The following is a 17390-nucleotide window of genomic DNA, read 5'->3' on the forward strand; positions in this document are numbered from 1 at the left end:
CGTGCTCCCGGTGCCCCACGTCCCGGATGGGCTCACCATAAGGCCGTTCCAAAACAAGAACAGCAGGACGAAAAGGCACCACAGATCACATACCGGATAATGGGTACGTGGATGATGGGCGGCATGGCGCTCGTCTGGGTCCTGGTGTTCGTCGCCCTCTTGCTCGCGATTGCAGCCCTGGTCAAATACCTGCGAACCTGAAGCCGTAGACACCGTCAGGCATACGACTATGCGATGGCAATTTCCGAGGAGAAGGGGCCATGTTGCTGCCAATGCTGGCGCTGGAAAGTGTATGGCGGACTGGCGAAGGTCTTGATCCGCGAGCACGGTTTCACCGGCAGGCAGGCCGTCGACGTCTGGGGCCTGTCGGACGGCTGCGGCGGTGGCGTGTAGACTGCCGTGGCAACACGATTCCCCGCGCCGATGGCTAATGCCGAGCCGGCGGGCTTGTCGCCCGCCGGCGGACGATCAAGCCGCCATCCTTCTGCAGCTCTCGGCGCAACGCCGACAGGCTTCGACGCAGTCCTGCATATCGCCGATGCGCTCGCAGTCTGCTGCGCACTCGTCGCAGATTTCTGCGCATTCGCGGCAGACATGTTTGTGATGCGCCGAACCGAGCAGCATGAAATGCGCAGCGGTCCGGCAGATCTCGGCGCAGGCGAGCATCAGCCGGAAATGTTCCGGCTCGGTGTGTTTACCGCCGGTTTCGAGGCAATGCCCCGAAGCGATGCCGAGGCAGGCTTGATAGCAATCCAGGCAAACCTCGATGCAGTCCTTCATTTCGGGAGACTGGTTGTGCATGATCGTGTCCTCACTCCGCCTTGGCCTGCCAAGCCTTGTGGGTTGTCATCGCTTTGTCTGTGTAGCCGGACGAGGCGGCGACGGCTGTTGCGACGCCGGCCATCAGGCCGACAACTATAAGGATTGTCTGCTTTCTCATGGTCTTCTCCAATCGGATTGGGGCTGTGAGCCCGAAAACAGGATGGACACCCTGTTTAGGCGTCCGTTCAGGACATCCGATCGATTGGCGGCCGTTCAATTCGCCGAGGCACGGTGCCATGGGCGCGCGTCGGACCGGATTGAACCTGCCTTGCCGGAGCGCTCGACGCGCTTAATGCCGTTTCATCGATGAGGACGGCATGACAGGCCGATCCGCAACACGCCGATCCGCAACACTGGACGGCATGGTGAGCGGGACAGGTTGCGTCGTCAAAGTGCCCGCCGGTAGCGGCGGGTTCGCCCGCCGCTACGGACTCATTCGAGGTCGAGAGATGCTGCACGGGCGATGCGATCAGTTGGTCGGCGGCAGAAGGAACCGGGTCGACGGCAGAAGGAACCGGCCGGCCGGCAACAATCAGCAACGCGGCAAAGATGATCCACGCCACCCATGAAAGGTCCATCCCTGTCGCAACCCGAACTTGCATTCGCGCCCAACGCGCGGTGGCCCTAACTGTTCCGACAGCCAGTGTTCGGCGTGCCCAATGCGCCGCACTACTCGTCAGACGAAGCCGGGAACCGGCCTTGTCTTGCCGCTCAGTTGCGCGCCCAATGTCAGTGCTTGCGGGAAATTCCGGACGATCGCCGCCATCAAGGTGGCGCTGCCGGGGCGAAGGGCAATTCCGGCGATAGCAGCGGCAGCGTAGACCCGGGTCGAAAACAGTCTTTTCCAGGCCGCCTCATAGCGTCTGGCGGCAGCCTCGCGCGCTGCTTGGCCACCTGGAGTGGATGCGAGTTCGCAAGCCAGCATCCAGCCAGACTGAAGCGCCATCGAGATGCCCTCGGCGATAACAGGATGAGACTCTCCGGCTGCATTGCCGACGCGGAAGATGTCCCGTTCGTAGCAGGAGCGAATTCCCGGCCGGATCGGCCCTGCGGCAAGCCACGGACCGTCGAGGAGAGCCGAATCCAGGGCGTCCCTCACGCCCCGGCATGAGTCCAGCAGGTGGCGGGAGACCGCATCGGCGGCCGACACATGGCTCCGGTGTTTGGGGCCATGTTGTTTACGCAGCCGCGCGAGCATATCGCGCCGAATGCAGCACGAGATCGACAACCGGCCATGATCCGCCGAAACCATGCCGCCGTAGCCGCCAGGGAAGGCCAGCAGAGGCATCAAATCCGGCGCCAGGGACGACCCGGTGAAATGCGCCTTGAAGCCGAGCAGGCCCGACGGGCGATTGGTCTTTCCGAGCTGGCTGGGCAATGGTCCCGGTTCCCAAGAGCCGTGCGCGGCGACAATCACCGGCGCTCGCAACGTCGTCGTTTCGTCTCCGGCTTGAATTCGTACCCTTTGCATCTCGCCATCCCGGTCGATGGCGACGGCGCGGCAGGGCTGAAAGATTTCGACACCCGCCGATCGCGCGGCCTGCAAAAGCAGGGAATCGAGAATGTCCCGGCCGAGCGCCCGGCCGACGCCATCTTTTGCAGATCTTATAGAGCGCCCATCTTTTGCACGAGGCATTTCTGCCTCGACGCAGGTCTCGCCGGAAAAGAAGCCGACACGGCGGATTTCGGGGCCGGCATTGGCACGCCAGGCATCGCCGATCTCGAGCTGGTCCAGAAGCGCAAGATTGCTTGCCGACATGTATTCGCCGCAGACCTTGCGGCGCGGGAACGCGCTCTTTTCCACAATGGCCACGCCCCATCCACGCCGGACCAGCGTGAGCGCGACGGAGGTCCCCGCCGGGCCGGCGCCGATGATGATCGCATCATGGGTCGATAATCGCGTCATGGGTCGTTGCCGGAGCTGGCGCCAACGAAAATGTGGGAAAACAGGCCGGCGCGCCGTTCCTCGACCGGTTTGCCGTTGGCGGTAAGCCAGAGCCCGGAAAGCTCGCTGCCGCGAAAGCCGGCACGCACGCTTTGCGCCGCGTCGTTTCGTGTGACGTCGTTGGCGCCGATTGCCGGGAGAAGACGGGTCGCGGCCAGCGCCAGTTTCGCCCGCAGCGGCTCTGTCGCCAGCAGCAACGGGGCTTTCGGCCTAATCAACGAAAACAGGCGCACGAGTTCGGCATCGTCCAGATGATGCAGAAACAGATTGACAGTGATCGCATCGAACCGCGTGCCCTCATTCTTTCTTGCCCAGTCGAAGACATCGGCAGTGACGCCTTCGACCGTCCATCCCAGCCTGTCAAAATCATCGCGCAATTGCGGCGTGATGAGGTCGACGCGGTCGAGCATCACCAATTCGACGTCAGGCCAATGCCTGGCCATGCGCCGCGCTACCGCCAGCATGAAGGAGCCATCGCCGGCGCCGATCTCCAGAACGCGGCGTGGCGGCTTTGGAACAAACCTCCTGAGCAACGACGTCATTATCGGCACCTGAAACATCAGCATATTGATGCGACGAAGGTCGCGGCGCGCGGTCAGCGCTCGCGGATCTTCGGCCGCAAGTCCGTCAAGGATTTCCGGCGCAAGCTGCCGGCGCTCCAGGCCGCTCATGACACCGTTCGAAAGAGCATGGTTTCGGCCGTCAGCCCGGGACCGAACGACATGCCGCAGCCGACCAGGCCGGGTGGCGCCTTCAGCATCTCCTTCATCACGAACATGACGGTCGCCGACGACATGTTGCCGTATTGGCGTAACACCTCGCGCGATGGTTCCAGCGCGGTGGGCTCCAGTTTCAAGGCCCTTTCGACGGCGTCGAGCACCGAACGTCCACCCGGGTGTACGGCCCAAAGGTCGATCGCCTCGGTCGGTCGGCCGCCGAGGATGGCGGCCTGGTTGTTGCGTAACGCTTCATGAATCGCTGCCGGGACCTGGCCGGAAAGAACCATTTCGAAGCCGTGGTCGCGAATATTCCAGCGCATCAGATCCCGCCGTTCCCTCGCCACCATACAGTGAAAGCTATCGAGCTCGATGCCGGCCGGCTCGGCGGTGATGAGCGCGGCCGCGCAGCCATCGCCCCAAAGGCAGAACGACAGCAGCTTTTCCAGTTCGGTGGTTTCACGCAGATGCATCGTGCAGAGCTCGATATTGACCAGCAGGACCTTGGCCTGCGGGTCGGAGCGAACGATGTGGCGGGCCAGTTTGAGGCCGTTGATCGCCGCGTAGCAACCCATGAACCCGATCATCGTGCGTTCGACACTGTCGGGCAGCCCGCAACGCGCAACCAGCTCCAGATCGATGCCCGGCGCCGAAAAACCGGTGCAGGTGGTGACGATAAGATGGGTGATGCGGGAAGCGTCGTCGCCAAGCTGCAACCCGTCGATGCCCTTTTGCGCCAGAACAGGTGCGGCATCGTCGAACATCGCCATTCTCATGGCCGTTCCGGGAAACGCACCCCGGATGAAGGTCCCGGCCAGGTCGGCATTTGGTCCTTCGGGGTCGGACGCCGGCGCAAAGCAGGAATAGCGGTGCTCGATGCCGGCAAGATCGGCCATGCGTTCGAAGAGTCTCCGGCGATCGGCCGCGAGCATGGAGGCCGCGAAACGCAGGTAGAATTGATGAACCTCGTGCTCCGGCACCGCTGTCGCGATCCGGTTGATATAGGCCTTGACGGGCATATTCTGTCTCCTCGGCGTATGCACGATGTAACGTGCCGCCGGAGGGTCTTCTCATCGGTACCCGGTGTCGAACACCGGGTTTTGAGCGCTGTTCGATAAACGTTTCCGAAAACTGATTTCTTCCCGAAGGTTCAGTATGCGCTGTTGGCAGGCAAACGGTTGGAGCCTGCGGGCGGTTGCGTCGGGCATCAAAATCGCCACATCAGGTTGACCTTCCATCTACTGGAAGGTCTATTGCTTCGACAAAGGAGATTTTCCACCATGAACATCGGCATCGCATCCGAAAAATCCGGCCTGCCGGCCAAGACGATCCGTTATTACGAGGACATCGGGCTCTTGCATCCGGCCCGGACAGACAATGGCTATCGCGATTACTCGACGGCCGATATTCACCGGCTGCGCTTCGTGCAGCGCTCGCGAAGCCTGGGGTTTTCGGTCGACGAATGCCGCCAGTTGCTCTCGCTGTACCAAGACAGGGAACGTGACAGCGCCGACGTGAAAGCGATCGCGAAAGCCAAGCTGGTGGAGGTCGACAGGAAGATCGCCGAACTGGTCGGATTGCGCGGCTTACTCCACCATCTGGTCAGTCACTGCCACGGCGACGAGCGGCCGGATTGCCCGATCATCGACGAGCTGGCGGGACAAGGCATGGCCCAGTGAGGCTCGCAGCTGCTGCAACAGTGCTGTCGCTTGCCTGCGTCTCTGTCGTGCTCGCCGCCGGCCATTCGGGCCGTGATGCGGTCATCGAGGCTCGCCAGGCCTCGATGAAGGAAATGGCCGCGGCGGCAAAGGCGATCGCCGGGATGTTCGACGGCAAGCGGGCCTATGACGCCGCGGCGTTCAAGGCGGCGGCCGAGACCATCCGCGCCCGCACCGGCCCTTCCCTGATTGCCGAATTCCCCAGCGCGACATTGGGCGCGCCTTCAGGCGCCAAGCCGGATATCGACCCCGCCCGCGCGGAGTTCGAAGGGCTGGCTCGCCACATCGGGACGCTGGCCAGCGCCCTGGCCTCCGACGCCGAGCAGGCGCCGCCGCGTATCACCGACGACATGAGAATGGGTTCCGGCCTGGCGATGGGCGGTGGCAGCCTGCTTGGCAAGCGGCCGGGGCCGGCGGAAGCCGACCCCGCCAAATTGCCGGCGGAGCACCTCCTGCATCTCATCTTGCAGGATTGCTCGAGCTGCCATTCGAAATTCCGGCAAAAGGTCGAGTGATGGCCGGCTGAACGCCAGCCGGCGGACGGCGATCCAGCGTCGACCGGCATTCTTTCTCGTCAGCTCCGCAGTTGCTGATCCGCCACGAAATTGCGCCAGCCGCCAAAATGCGAAATCTCCTCTGCATCGGTAAGGCCGGCACTTTCGACGAGGAAGCCTTTCGGCGAAGTTCCGTCGTCAAGCACAAGCGTTCCGATGCCGAGCGGCGGCGGGATCGCGGCGACGAAGCGGCCGAAGGCTTGCGGCGATAGCCGCCAGACTTCGACCTCGATCGCAGTCCCCTCACCGTTGCAGGTCCGCTCGAGACCTGGTCTCGACACCGACTGGCCGGCAAGCGCGTAAAGCCGGTAGAGCGGCGCCGTTCTTGCAGCCCGGGCGAACATTGCGCCGAGCCGCTGCAACTGGCCGTTCAGCGCCATCCCCGACAGATGGGCGCCGACCACGGCCAGTTCGATCGTGCCTTCATCCACGTCCGCTCGCGCATCGCCACGCAACGGCTGCGGCCAGCCGGTAGCGCCCAGCGAAAGACCGCTTGCCACATGGATGTCGCGGGCAAGCGACGCCGTCAGGTGGTCCTTGCCAGCCGCGGCAAGCAAGGTAACGCTCATCGGCAAACCGTCGCTGCGTGTTCCGGTCGGCACGGCGATGCCGCACATGTCGAGCAGATTGACGAAGTTGGTGTAGGTGCCGAGCCGGCTGTTGGTGACGATCGGATCGGCCAACACCGCTTCGACTGTGTAGTGGGTCGGCGCGGTCGGCACACAGAAAAGGTCGACTGAGGCGATGACCAGCGCAAGCTTGGCCTTGAAGGCTTGCAAGGCATAGAGCCCCTTGAAGGCGTCCGCTGCGGAAAGTTTTCGTGCGCCGCCAATGATCTGCCGCGTCACCGGATGCATCGCTACCTCGTTGACTTCCATGAAGTCCCTGATCGCGGCGTAACGCTCGGCCACCCAGGCGCCTTCGTAGAGCAGATTGGCAGTGGCGTAGAAATCGCCAAAAGGGATTTCGACCAGCCTGCAGCCCAGCTTCTCGAGCGAGGCAAGAGCGGCCTCGAAGCCATCCTGCATCGCTCCGTCGTCAAAGAATATCCGGTCGGCCTTCGCCGGCACGCCAACCGTCAGCACCGGCGGGCGCGCGGCAAGAGCCTGAATGCAGAGGTCGCGCGAATAAGGATCGGCGTCGTCCTTTGCCGCCGCGGCCTCGAACACGCTGTAGGCGTCGTCGACAGTGAGCGCGAACACCGAGACGCAGTCGAGTGTCCGGCAAGCCGGCACGACGCCGGCGGCAGAAATCGCGCCGACGCTCGGCTTCAGCCCGACGATGTTGTTGAGACCGGCGGGTATGCGGCCGGAGCCGGCGGTATCGGTGCCGAGCGCGAACGAGACGATGCCACGCGCCGTCGCCACGGCCGAGCCGCACGAGGAGCCGCCCGGCACCAGTTTTGGATCGATCGCGTTCCTCGGGATCGGATAGGGCGTGCGCACGCCGACCAGGCCAGTGGCGAACTGGTCGAGATTGGTCTTGCCGACGACCAGCGCGCCGGCGGCCTTGAGCCGCGCCACGACGGTAGCGTCTTTCACCGGCAAGTAGGCAAATTCGGCGCATGCCGCCGTGGTCGGCATGCCGGCGACATCGATGTTGTCCTTGACCGCGAACGGTACGCCCCATAGCGGCTTTGCCACCGGATCGAACGGGCCGAGCTTTTCTGCTTCGGCAAGCATCTCCGCTCTGCTCGCCAGATGGATGAAGATGCCGGGGTCATCGGCCGCCGCGAGCCGCGCATGGAGCGTATCGACCATCTCGCCGATGCCGACGCCGGCCTGATAGGCGGCGTGCAAGCTGCCTATGTCGAAGCGGATGTCGTTCATTTGGCCTCGCCCAGAATGACTACCGGCAGGTTCCACTGGATGAGCACGACGCAGCCATCCTTCGTCCACACCGAGTGTTCGGTTCCGACCGGGTTCAGGATCACGCTGCCCGAGGCATAATCGCCATTCTCGTCGCTCTGCGTGCCTTCCAGTACGATGATGGTTTCCAGCCCGGCATGGCGGTGACGCGGCACGCCGGCGCCCGCCCGGTAATTCAGGATCGCGACCGACGGCTCGACCGGACTGCCCTTGAGCAGCCAATGCACTGTGATGCCTTCGCGAAAATGCTCGAATGGCAGATCACGCCAGCCCCCTTGGATGAGAGCCTGGTATGCAATGTTAGGCATTGGAAAGTCCCTCGAGCACCTGGTCCGTTGTCGCCGTCCAGCCGACGATGGCGCCCTGCGCCCTGATCATGGCCAAGGCAGCCGCCTTGAACTCCGGAAAATAGCTCTCGGTCGCATCCTCGGCGAGCAGGCATTCATAGCCGCGGTCGTTGGCCTCGCGCATCGTCGTCTGCACGCAGACCTCCGTCGTCACCCCGGCAAAGACCAATTGCTGCGCGCCGAGCCGTTTCAGGTCATCGCCGAAGCTGGTCGCATAGAACGCCCCCTTGCCCGGTTTTTCGATGACGATCTCGCCAGGCAATGGGGCAAGTTCATCGAGGATCGCCGTTCCTGGCTCGCCGACGATCAGCACACGGCCCATCGGCCCAGTGTCGCCGATTCTGATCGACGGATTGCCGCGATTGCGCTTAGCCGGAGGCAGATCCGAAAGGTCTGCCTTGTGGCACTCCATCGTGTGGATGACCGGCAGGCCGGCGGCGCGAAATCCCTCGATCAGTCTCTTCACCGTCGGCACGATCGCCACCACCCGGCTGACGTCGTTGCCGAGGCTGGCGCCGAAGCCGCCGGGTTCGGCAAAGTCGCGCTGCATGTCGATGACGACCAGCGCCATCGCCTCAGGCTTGAAGACAAACGGAAACGGCAGCGCGTCGATCTCCGCCATCAATGATGTCCCGCCATGTGCTCGCCGATCGTCTGCACACTCGCCTGCGCGATCGGCGTCTCGTAGACCAGCGCGCCGTCGGACATGACGAAGATGCGGTCGGAGAGTTCGAGCAGCTCGTCGAGGTCCTCCGACATCAAAAGCACGGCGGCACCGGCGTTGCGCGCCTTCATGATGCGGGCGCGGATCTCGGCGACGGCGGAGAAGTCGAGGCCGAAGCACGGATTGGAGACGATCAGAAGATCAACGTCGCCTGTCAGCTCGCGCGCCAGCACGGCGCGCTGCACATTGCCGCCTGACAGCGACGAAATCGGCGAAGCGAGCGAGGCCGTCTTGACCTTGAACTGTTCGACCAGGCGGGCCGCGTAGTCCCTGATGGCACTCATCCTGATCCAGTTGATCGGCTTGCCGGCTTCGTTCAGGTCGAAGGTGCGGAAAGCCATGTTTTCCGCCACCGTCATCCGCGGCGCGCAAGCGTTGCGCAACGGTTCCTCCGGAATGAAGCGGACATTGAGCGTGCGTGCCTCGCTGCGGCTGGCGCCATAGGGCGAGCCCTTCACCAGAACGTCGCCGGCATTGCGTGCCCGCTGTCCGGCAAGGACCTCGAGAAACTCCTTCTGGCCGTTGCCGGAGATGCCGGCAATGCCGACGATCTCGCCGGACTTCACATCGAGTTCGCCGATGTCGATGGTTTTCAGCCCCGTTCGGTCGGGCGCCTTCAGCGATTTCACCGTCAGAACCTGCCGGGCTCCGGCCGGCACCGGAGCACGACTGTCGAGCGCTGCAATCGGCTGGTCGCCGATCATCATCGCCGCCATCTGCTTGTGGGAGAGTTCCGAGACCTTCCCCGTTCCGGTCAGCTTGCCTTTGCGCAGCACCGTGATGTCGTCGGCAAACGCCGTCACCTCATGAAATTTATGCGAGATCATCAGCACCGTAAGGTCGCCGCTCCTTGTCATGTCGCGCACTAGGCCAAGCACCTCCTGCGCCTCGCCGGGAGTGAGCACGGAGGTCGGCTCGTCGAGCACCAGGAAACTGCGGCCGAGATAGAGCTGCTTGATGATTTCGAGCTTCTGCTTCTCACCGGCGGCAAGTTCCGCCACCTTGACATCGAGCGGCAGCTTGAACGGCATCCGCTGCATGAATTGCGCAAGTGCGGCGCGCTCCTTGCGCCAGTCGATGACGCCGGGCACCTTCTCGCGCGAAATGACCAGGTTTTCCGCACCGGTCAGCGACGGGACCAGGGTAAAGTGCTGGTAGACCATGCCCAGGCCGAGCGCTGACGCATCCTTCGGGCTGGCGATCGCGACCTCGCGGCCATCGACCAGCATGTCGCCGGAGGTCGGGTGGTAAAAACCCATCATGCATTTGACCAGCGTCGACTTGCCGGCGCCGTTTTCGCCGAGCAGCGCATGGAACGATCCCGCCGGCACCTTGATCGAGACGTCGTCCAGCGCGGTGAAGGCGCCGAAGCGCATGGCCATGCCGATGGTCTCGACGCCGACGGCTTTCTTGCCGGGGGTTCCGCTCAAAATCGTCTCCTCACGGCAGTTGCGCGACGAAGGACGCCGAGTTCGATACTGCGCCGAACACGCCGCCCTGCATCTTGATCATCTTGATTGCAGCGAGATGGTTGCCATAGTCGGTCGCGCCGCAGCAATCCTCCAGCATCACGCATTCGAAACCGCGATCGTTGGCCTCGCGCATCGTCGTGTGAACGCAGACATCGGTAGTGATGCCGGTCAGCACGATGTTTTCGATGCCACGCTGGCGGAGGATCAGCTCCAGGTCGGTAGCACAGAACGAGCCCTTGCCCGGCTTGTCGATGATCGGTTCGCCCACGACCGGATAGAGGTCGTGGATGATATCCCAGCCCGGTTCGCCGCGCACCAGGATGCGCCCGCAAGGTCCGGGGTCGCCGATGCCGGCATTGATACGGCGTGAGCGCCAGCGCTTATTGGCCGGCAGGTCGGCGAGATCGGGCCGGTGGCCTTCGCGCGTGTGAATGATGGTGTAGCCCTTGGCCCGCATGGCTGCGAGCACCGACTTGATCGGCTCGATCGGCGCCCGCACCAGCGAAAGATCGTAGCCCATATGATCGACATAGCCGCCCGGCCCGCAGAAATCGGTTTGCATGTCGATGATGATCAACGCCGTATTGTCCGGCCGCAGCTCGCCATTATAGGGCCACGGATAGGGGTCGGCGTCGATGTAGCGCTGGGTGATCTCGGCTCTGGCGTTCATCGCAAAAACTCCAGTCATTTGGTGATCGACAACTCGCCTGGCGCGCCGGCAAGCGAGCGGCTCGGCGACGAGGTGGCGATCATGATGATGAGCGTGAGGATGTAAGGTGCGGCGTAGAAGAGATAGTAGCCCTGCGTGACCCCCACCGATTGCAATGCGGGGCCGAGCGCCCCGGCGCCGCCGAACAAAAGCGCCGCGGCAAAGCAGCCAAGCGGGTTCCAGCGCGCGAAGATGACCAGCGCCACCGCCATCAGCCCCTGCCCCGACGAGATGCGTTCGGTCCAGCTGCCGGGATAATAGAGCGACAGATAAGCGCCGCCGATGCCGGCGAGCGCGCCGCCGATGCCTGTCGCAAGCAGGCGCACAGTGTTCGGATTGAGGCCCATGGCGCGCGCCGCATCGGAGCTGTCGCCGACGACGCGCACGATCAGGCCGGCGCGGGTGTTGCGGAAGGCCCACCACAGGAACAGCGCAAGTGCCGCGCCGATCAGGAACAGGACGTTGACGTTGAGCGCGGCCTGCACCTGCGGAATGTTCGACCAGCCACCGAAGGCGATGGCCGGCAGGTTGGGCGCCGAGGGCTGGATGAACGGCTTGCCGAAGAAGAAGGCGAGACCGGAGCCGAACAGCATCAGCGCTATGCCGATGGCGATGTCGTTCACGCCGCGGAATTTGCAGATCCAGCCATGGAACAGGCCGAAGCAAAGACCGGCACCTGCGGCAGCCAGCAGGCCGAGCCATGGCGAGCCGGTCATCACCGCTACCGCATAGGCGGTCATTGCGCCGAAGACAAGCGTGCCTTCGAGGCCGAGATTGATGCGGCCGGAGCGCTCGGTGATGGCTTCGCCCAGCGACACGAAGATGAACGGCGTCGAGACGCGGATGGCGCCGCCAAGAATGGCGAGCGGCACGCCCCACAGACCGATCTCGGTCGCCTCCATCAGCCAGTCCCCTTCATGACGTAGCCCCCTTCAAGAGATCGGGCCTCTTCCACAGATCCGGATTGAAGACCTTGAAGCGGCCGTAAAAAGTTTCGCTGAACAGGATGACGACGAAGAGCATGCCTTGCAGCACCAGCACGGTGGCATCGGGCAAGTCCATGCGGCGCTGGATCAGCCCGCCGGAAGCGCCGACGCCGCCGAGCAGGACGGCGACCGGGATGATGGCGAGCGGATTGTGGCGGGCGAGGAAGGCGACGAGGATGCCGGTATAGCCGTAGCCGGCGGCGAGCGAGGCGTTGGCGCTGCCTTGCACGGCGCCGACTTCCAGCATGCCGGCTAACCCGGCAAAGCCGCCGGCCAGCCCGGTGAAGCCGACGATCAGCGGTCCGACGGCAAGCCCTTGCACCTGGGCCGCCCTGACATTGCCGCCGGCAATGCGAGCGGCAAACCCCCAGCGAGTCTTTTCGATCAACAGCCAGGACAGGACGCAGGCGACGATGCCGACGACGAGGCCCCAGTGCACGTCCATGCCTGGAATGTTGCCGATGCGGTAGGCATCCGCCAGCGGCTCAGTCGAGGGTTTGTTGAGCGAGGCTGGATCGCGCAGCGGTCCTTCGACCAGATGATTCATCAGCGCGATGGCGATATAGGCCATCAGCAGGCTGGAGATGGTTTCGTTGACGGCGCGGTAGTGGCGGAGCGCGCCGACGGCGCCGATCCAGATGCCGCCGGCGACCATGCCCGCCACGCCCATCAGCAGGATGACCAGAAAAGCCGGCGCGCCATTCACTGCGACGCCGATGGCGGCGGCGGCAACGCCGCCCAGCACGATCGCGCCTTCGCCGCCGATGACGACGAGGCCGAGCCGGGCCGGCAGCGCAACGCAAAGCGCTGCCAGCAAAAGCGGCGCTGCCCGCGACAGCGAATTCTGGATCGAGAACCACGAGCCGAAGCCGCCGCGCCACATCGTTTCATAGAGCTGCACCGGCGACTTGCCGACCAGCGCAATGAACAGGCTGAACAGCGCCATGCCGACGATCAGTGCCGCGAGCGGTATGACGAAGGCTTCCGCCCGCCGCGCCACCCATTCGAGCGCCGCCGGATAATTCTTGGCGCCAAACAGCGCCGGTGCGCCCGCAGTGCTGACCGTGTCTGCCATGGCCCCGTCTCCGATCCGGTTCAGGCGGTCGAACCGACGACGCCCTCGACGAGGTAGTCCATGCTTTCGAGCTCGATCGCGGTCTCGGCGAAGGTCTGGTCTTCGGTCGCGACAACAACGCCCTTGTTGCTCTTCAACGGACCCTTGATGACGGAAAACCCGCCTTTCATCATTTCGGCAAGCGTGCCGTCGAACTGCTTGCGGGCGGCATCGCCGACGGCGGGGCCGAGCGGGCTCATCTTGACGAAGCCGTCGGCAAGGCCGCCGCGCGTGAAATTGGGCAGCGGCGTGCCGGCCACCAGATCGTCGACGAACATCTTGTAGACCTTGGCCCAGTTCCATTCCGCGCCGGTCAGGTATTTTTCCGGCGCCAGCGGGCTCTGGTTGGCATGATAGCCGCAGATGAAGGCGCCACGTCCGGCCGCCGTCTCGACCACCACCTTGGGGCTGTCGACATGGCAGGTGATGACGTCGGCACCTTGGTCGACCAGCGCATTGGTGGCCTCCGCCTCCTTGACCGCCAGCGACCACTCGCCGGTGAAGATCACCTGGCAAGCGATGGTCGGGTCGACCGAGCGCGCGCCGAGCAGGAAGGAATTGATGTTGAGCAACACCTGCGGGATCGGCTTTGCCGCGACGAAGCCGAGCTTCTTGGTCTTGCTGGTGTGACCGGCGACGACGCCGTTGAGATACTGGCCCATGCCGATATAGCCGAAATAGGAACCCGCATTCATCGGATGCTTGTCCTTATTCCACATGCCGCCGCAATGGCGGAACTGCACGTCCGGGAATTTCGCACACATGGCGAGCATGTGTGGATCGAAATAGCCGAATGAGGTCGGGAAGATCAGCGACGCGCCGTCGAGGTTGATCATCGATTCCATCGTCTTCTGGACGTCGACCGTCTCCGGCACGTTCTCCTCCTCGACGACGGAGATGCCCTCCATTCCCTTCAGCGTGACGGCGCCTTCGGCATGCGCCTGGTTATAGCCGTAATCGTCCTTTGGCCCGACATAGATGAAGCCGACGGTGGCCGTCGCAGCAAAAGCCCTGCTGATCGGAAACGATGCGGACGCAAGGCCGAGCGCCGCTCCGGCGGCGGAAGTCTTGAGCAGGTCGCGGCGGCTAAGCATGAATCTCTCGGTCATGTGAATGCTCCCTCTGTGGGGCCTTTGGGGGCCGGTTAACACCTCAATGAAGAAGTGTATGCAATCAGCATGCCAGTTTGATAAACGGAATTTCATCAATGATATCAATGAAGACATCACCATGGCCTGCTCAAAGCCGGAGCAATTGCATACACTTTTTGCCTTTAAAATAACCAGTTTGACATGCAGGCTAAAATACAGGCATACAGAGTTGCGGCGGAGTCGAAACGGCCGATGAGCCGCCTGGCCCACGGCTGCATGCGAAAAGACTGGACGGAGGAGACGTGTCGGGAAAGCGCAATTTGATCAGGTCGGGCACGACCGTCGATCAGATGGTGAGGGCGATCAGTGACCGGATCGTGACCGGTTTCCTGCGCCCCGGCGAAAAGCTCGACGAAGCCTCGCTCGCCGCCCGCTTCGACGTCTCACGTACCCCGATCAGGGAGGCGCTCAGCCGGCTCAGCGCCATGGGCTTGGTAGAAAGACGGCCCAACCGCGGCGCCACTGTCGCCGTGGTGACGCAGGAGCATCTCGCCTCGATGTTCGAGAGCATGGCCGAGCTTGAGGCGATCTGCGCGCGCTTTTCGGCCGAACGCATGACGGCCGGCGAGCGCCGCACGCTCGAGGCAGAGCATCAGGCCTCGGCGCGCTTTGTGCAGCTCGGTGCCGAAGAAGAGTATGAGCTTTTCAACACCGAGTTCCACACCCGGCTCTATCGCGGCGCCCACAGCAAGCACATTTATGAACTGACAGTCATGACCCGCGGCCGCCTGGCGCCGTTCCGGCGCGCGCAATTCATGCTGCCCGGCCGGCTGGCCCAGTCCTGGCAGGAGCATGATGCCATCGTTACTGCAATCATGCGCGGCGACAGTGCGGCCGCCGGAACAGCCGCCAAGGATCATGTCTCAATCGTCAGCGAGGCGAGCGCCGTCTTTGCCATCGGTGATCGCCCCAAGGGCAAGGCCGAGCCGGTTCCGACATCGGCCTTCTAGAGCATTTTGCAGCCAAGCGAATCACTTGGCGTCGCAGAAATGCGGCTAAAACAAACAGATAGGGATGCCCGCTTCAAATTTGAACGCATCCCGCTCTAGCCCTCAAGAGACCAGCACCGCCACCACAGCAGCACAGTCGCCAGCCTTGACCAATCCGGGGAAATGCCGAGCCGCCAATAGACCGGACATTTTGGCCCGGATCTCCTGCGGAGCGCCGCCGGTGCGGCCTATGGAATGGACCCGCGCCAGCACCTGGTTCTCTGCCACCGGCTCGCCGACATCGATCATCGTCTCGATCATCCCGTCGTCCTCGGCGAACAAAAAGCAATCGCCGGACGGCATGTCCAGCCAGCGGGTCGGGCGCGTTTCGACCTCGCCGGCGACGATGCCGGCATGGCGCAGCACATTGAGCACGCCGCGCCGGGCGATGCGCACCGTTTCCGCGCGGGAAGTACCACCGCCGCCGAGCTCAGTGGTGATGAACAGCTTGCCCATCTCCTCGGCGGCAGTGTCGAACATGCCGACTGCATCGATCTCCAGCATCTTCATCGACCAAGGCGCGGAGAACGCTTCTACCGCCGCGAACCCCTTCTCTTCCAGCGCCTTGTCGGGCCGGATATGGGCGGCGCAGAACGGCACGAAATCGAGCGTCTTGCCGCCGGAGTGGAAATCGAGCGCGATGTCTGTACGGGGCAGCAATTCGCGCTGGAAATAGTCGGCGATCTTCTCGGTCACCGTGCCGTCGGGCCGGCCGGGAAAGCTGCGGTTGAGATTGCCCTTGTCGATAGGCGAGGTGCGCGTGCCGGCGCGGAACGCCGGATAGTTCATCGCCGGCACGATGATGACCGTGCCGCTGACTTGCCTCGGATCGAGCATGCGGGCGAGGTCATAAAGCGCCAGCGGCCCCTCATACTCGTCGCCATGATTGCCGCCGGTGAGCAATGCGCTCGGCCCGTTGCCGTTGCGGATGACGCAGACCGGGATCATCACCGATCCCCAAGCCGAATCGTCACGGCTGTAAGGCAGGCGCAGGAAACCGTGCTGCACGCCGTCGCGCTCGAAATCGACGGTCGGCGTGATCGGTGATGGGCGAAGGCTGGACATCGGGCTCAATTCTTCACCACCAGCTTGCGCGGCACATTGGCCAGGCACTCGACCCCCGTTTCGGTGATCAGGATGCACTCGGTGATCTCCAGTCCCATCGTCTCCAGCCACAGGCCGGTCATGAAATGGAAGGTCATGCCGGGCTTGAGCTCGGTACGGTCGCCGGGGCGCAGGCTCATGGTGCGTTCGCCCCAATCCGGCGGATAGGAAAGCCCGATCGGGTAGCCGGTGCGGTTGTCCTTGACGATGCCGTATCTCTTCAGCACCACGAAGAACGCGTTGGCGATGTCCTCGCATGTGTTGCCGGGTTTGGCGGCGGCAAGCCCCGCTTCCATGCCTTCCAGGGTCGCCTTCTCGGCGTCGAGGAATTCCAGCGTCGGTTTACCAAGGAACACTGTCCGGGAAAGCGGACAATGGTAACGGTTGTAGCAGCCGGCAATCTCGAAGAAGGTGCCTTCGCCCGATTTCATCGGCCTGTCGTCCCAAGTCAGATGCGGCGCCGACGCATCGGCGCCCGACGGCAGCAGCGGCACGATCGCCGGATAGTCGCCGCCGATGCCATCGACGCCGCGCGTGCCGGCGTCATAGATCTCGGCGACCAGGTCGCATTTGCGCATGCCGACTTCGATCTTGTCGACGATGCGCTGGTGCATCGCTTCGACGATGCGGGCGGCTTTGCGCATATAGTCGATTTCGGTCGGGCTCTTCACCGCGCGCTGCCAGTTGACCAGTGCCGTGGCGTCGACGAAGCGGGCGTTGGGTAAATGCTTCTGCAACGACGCGAAGGCAGCGGCCGAGAACCAGTAATTGTCCATCTCGACGCCGATGCTGAGCTTGCCCCAGCCGCGGTCGGCGAGCACGCTGGACAGAAAATCCATCGGGTGGCGCTCGGTCGACTGCACATAGTGGTCGGCATAGCCGACGATGTTGTCGTGCGCGAGATAGGCGGTGCGCTTGGCGCCGTTGGCGTCCTGGCCGCGCCCGTACCACACCGGCTCGCCCGACGGCGGCACGATAACGGCCTGGTGCACATAGAACGACCAGCCGTCATAGCCGGTCAGCCAGGCCATGTTGGACGGATCGCTGACGATCAGCAGATCGACGCCCTTGGCCTCCATGGCCTTCCGCGTCTTGGCGAGGCGGTCCGCATATTCGCCGCGCGAGAATTTCAAATTCGGCTGCATTGTTCTTGGTCCTCGTTTGTTGGGCC

At 63.5% G+C, this 17390-nt stretch carries 20 protein-coding genes; 5 read left to right on the forward strand and 15 right to left on the reverse strand.

Annotated features, from left to right (window positions below; all coding sequences use genetic code 11):
* Together NKI85_RS14900 and NKI85_RS14905 are read left to right on the forward strand one after the other, a co-directional pair.
* On the forward strand, positions 1-201 hold a 201-nt coding region (locus NKI85_RS14900), incomplete at its 5' end, for a hypothetical protein (RefSeq protein ID WP_352524952.1).
* A 33-nt stretch (positions 202-234) separates the two neighbouring features.
* Positions 235-393, forward strand: a complete 159-nt coding sequence (locus NKI85_RS14905; RefSeq protein WP_352524950.1) for a hypothetical protein — start codon at positions 235-237, stop codon at positions 391-393.
* Between the two features lie 75 nt (positions 394-468).
* Here the strand turns inward: NKI85_RS14905 and NKI85_RS14910 are convergent, their stop codons facing one another.
* The 5 genes from NKI85_RS14910 to NKI85_RS14930 form a co-directional block, all read right to left on the reverse strand.
* Entirely contained in the window at positions 469-801 is a 333-nt protein-coding gene (locus tag NKI85_RS14910; RefSeq protein WP_352524948.1) for a four-helix bundle copper-binding protein, read from the reverse strand.
* A 10-nt stretch (positions 802-811) separates the two neighbouring features.
* Positions 812-940: a hypothetical protein gene (locus tag NKI85_RS14915; RefSeq protein WP_352524946.1), complete on the reverse strand. Its 129-nt coding sequence runs from the start codon at positions 938-940 to the stop codon at positions 812-814.
* 558 nt (positions 941-1498) lie between these two features.
* Positions 1499-2728, reverse strand: coding sequence for an NAD(P)/FAD-dependent oxidoreductase (locus NKI85_RS14920; RefSeq protein ID WP_352776909.1), 1230 nt, complete (start codon positions 2726-2728; stop codon positions 1499-1501).
* Positions 2725-3438, reverse strand: coding sequence for a methyltransferase domain-containing protein (locus NKI85_RS14925; RefSeq protein ID WP_352524942.1), 714 nt, complete (start codon positions 3436-3438; stop codon positions 2725-2727). The genes NKI85_RS14920 and NKI85_RS14925 overlap by 4 nt, the downstream gene beginning before the upstream one ends.
* Positions 3435-4502 (reverse strand): type III polyketide synthase, encoded by a 1068-nt coding sequence (locus NKI85_RS14930; RefSeq protein ID WP_352524941.1) that lies wholly within the window; start codon positions 4500-4502, stop codon positions 3435-3437. The genes NKI85_RS14925 and NKI85_RS14930 overlap by 4 nt, the downstream gene beginning before the upstream one ends.
* A gap of 261 nt (positions 4503-4763) precedes the next feature.
* On the opposite strand from NKI85_RS14930, the gene cueR reads away from it, so the two are divergent.
* Both cueR and NKI85_RS14940 read left to right on the forward strand, forming a co-directional pair.
* Positions 4764-5162, forward strand: a complete 399-nt coding sequence (cueR, locus tag NKI85_RS14935; RefSeq protein ID WP_352524939.1) for a Cu(I)-responsive transcriptional regulator — start codon at positions 4764-4766, stop codon at positions 5160-5162.
* The gene (locus NKI85_RS14940; RefSeq protein ID WP_352524937.1) at positions 5159-5716 is read left to right on the forward strand and encodes a cytochrome c; all 558 of its coding nucleotides are present in this window, start codon (positions 5159-5161) and stop codon (positions 5714-5716) included. The genes cueR and NKI85_RS14940 overlap by 4 nt, the downstream gene beginning before the upstream one ends.
* Before the next feature lie 59 nt (positions 5717-5775).
* Here NKI85_RS14940 and atzF read toward each other — a convergent pair whose 3' ends face one another.
* From atzF to NKI85_RS14980, 8 genes are read right to left on the reverse strand one after another with little or no spacing between them, the layout of a single operon-like run.
* Positions 5776-7584, reverse strand: coding sequence for an allophanate hydrolase (atzF, locus tag NKI85_RS14945; protein ID WP_352524935.1), 1809 nt, complete (start codon positions 7582-7584; stop codon positions 5776-5778).
* On the reverse strand, positions 7581-7931 hold the full coding sequence (locus tag NKI85_RS14950) for a cupin domain-containing protein (protein ID WP_352524933.1): 351 nt from the start codon (positions 7929-7931) through the stop codon (positions 7581-7583). The genes atzF and NKI85_RS14950 overlap by 4 nt, the downstream gene beginning before the upstream one ends.
* Entirely contained in the window at positions 7924-8592 is a 669-nt protein-coding gene (locus tag NKI85_RS14955) for a cysteine hydrolase family protein (RefSeq protein ID WP_352524931.1), read from the reverse strand. The genes NKI85_RS14950 and NKI85_RS14955 overlap by 8 nt, the downstream gene beginning before the upstream one ends.
* Positions 8592-10124: an ABC transporter ATP-binding protein gene (locus NKI85_RS14960; RefSeq protein ID WP_352524929.1), complete on the reverse strand. Its 1533-nt coding sequence runs from the start codon at positions 10122-10124 to the stop codon at positions 8592-8594. Before NKI85_RS14960 ends, NKI85_RS14955 begins: the two co-directional genes overlap by 1 nt.
* A gap of 10 nt (positions 10125-10134) precedes the next feature.
* Positions 10135-10836: a biuret amidohydrolase gene (gene biuH, locus NKI85_RS14965; RefSeq protein ID WP_352524927.1), complete on the reverse strand. Its 702-nt coding sequence runs from the start codon at positions 10834-10836 to the stop codon at positions 10135-10137.
* A 14-nt stretch (positions 10837-10850) separates the two neighbouring features.
* Positions 10851-11777, reverse strand: coding sequence for an ABC transporter permease (locus NKI85_RS14970; RefSeq protein WP_352524925.1), 927 nt, complete (start codon positions 11775-11777; stop codon positions 10851-10853).
* 13 nt (positions 11778-11790) lie between these two features.
* Positions 11791-12936: an ABC transporter permease gene (locus NKI85_RS14975; protein WP_352679161.1), complete on the reverse strand. Its 1146-nt coding sequence runs from the start codon at positions 12934-12936 to the stop codon at positions 11791-11793.
* Positions 12937-12956: 20 nt separating this feature from the next.
* Positions 12957-14084: a BMP family ABC transporter substrate-binding protein gene (locus NKI85_RS14980; protein ID WP_352524922.1), complete on the reverse strand. Its 1128-nt coding sequence runs from the start codon at positions 14082-14084 to the stop codon at positions 12957-12959.
* 332 nt (positions 14085-14416) lie between these two features.
* On the opposite strand from NKI85_RS14980, the gene NKI85_RS14985 reads away from it, so the two are divergent.
* A complete protein-coding gene (locus NKI85_RS14985) occupies positions 14417-15076 on the forward strand; it encodes a GntR family transcriptional regulator (RefSeq protein ID WP_352524976.1) in 660 nt (219 codons plus the stop codon).
* Between the two features lie 102 nt (positions 15077-15178).
* On the opposite strand, the gene doeB is transcribed toward NKI85_RS14985, so the two are convergent.
* Positions 15179-16180 carry a N(2)-acetyl-L-2,4-diaminobutanoate deacetylase DoeB gene (gene doeB / locus NKI85_RS14990; protein ID WP_352776910.1) on the reverse strand — a complete coding sequence of 334 codons (1002 nt, stop codon included), beginning with the start codon at positions 16178-16180 and terminating at the stop codon, positions 15179-15181.
* A gap of 5 nt (positions 16181-16185) precedes the next feature.
* A complete protein-coding gene (gene doeA, locus NKI85_RS14995; RefSeq protein ID WP_352524920.1) occupies positions 16186-17364 on the reverse strand; it encodes an ectoine hydrolase DoeA in 1179 nt (392 codons plus the stop codon).
* Between the last annotated feature and the right edge of the window lie 26 nt (positions 17365-17390).

Origin of the sequence: Mesorhizobium sp. M0571 (assembly GCF_040320985.1) — a bacterium.
In the GTDB taxonomy this organism is placed as follows: domain Bacteria; phylum Pseudomonadota; class Alphaproteobacteria; order Rhizobiales; family Rhizobiaceae; genus Mesorhizobium.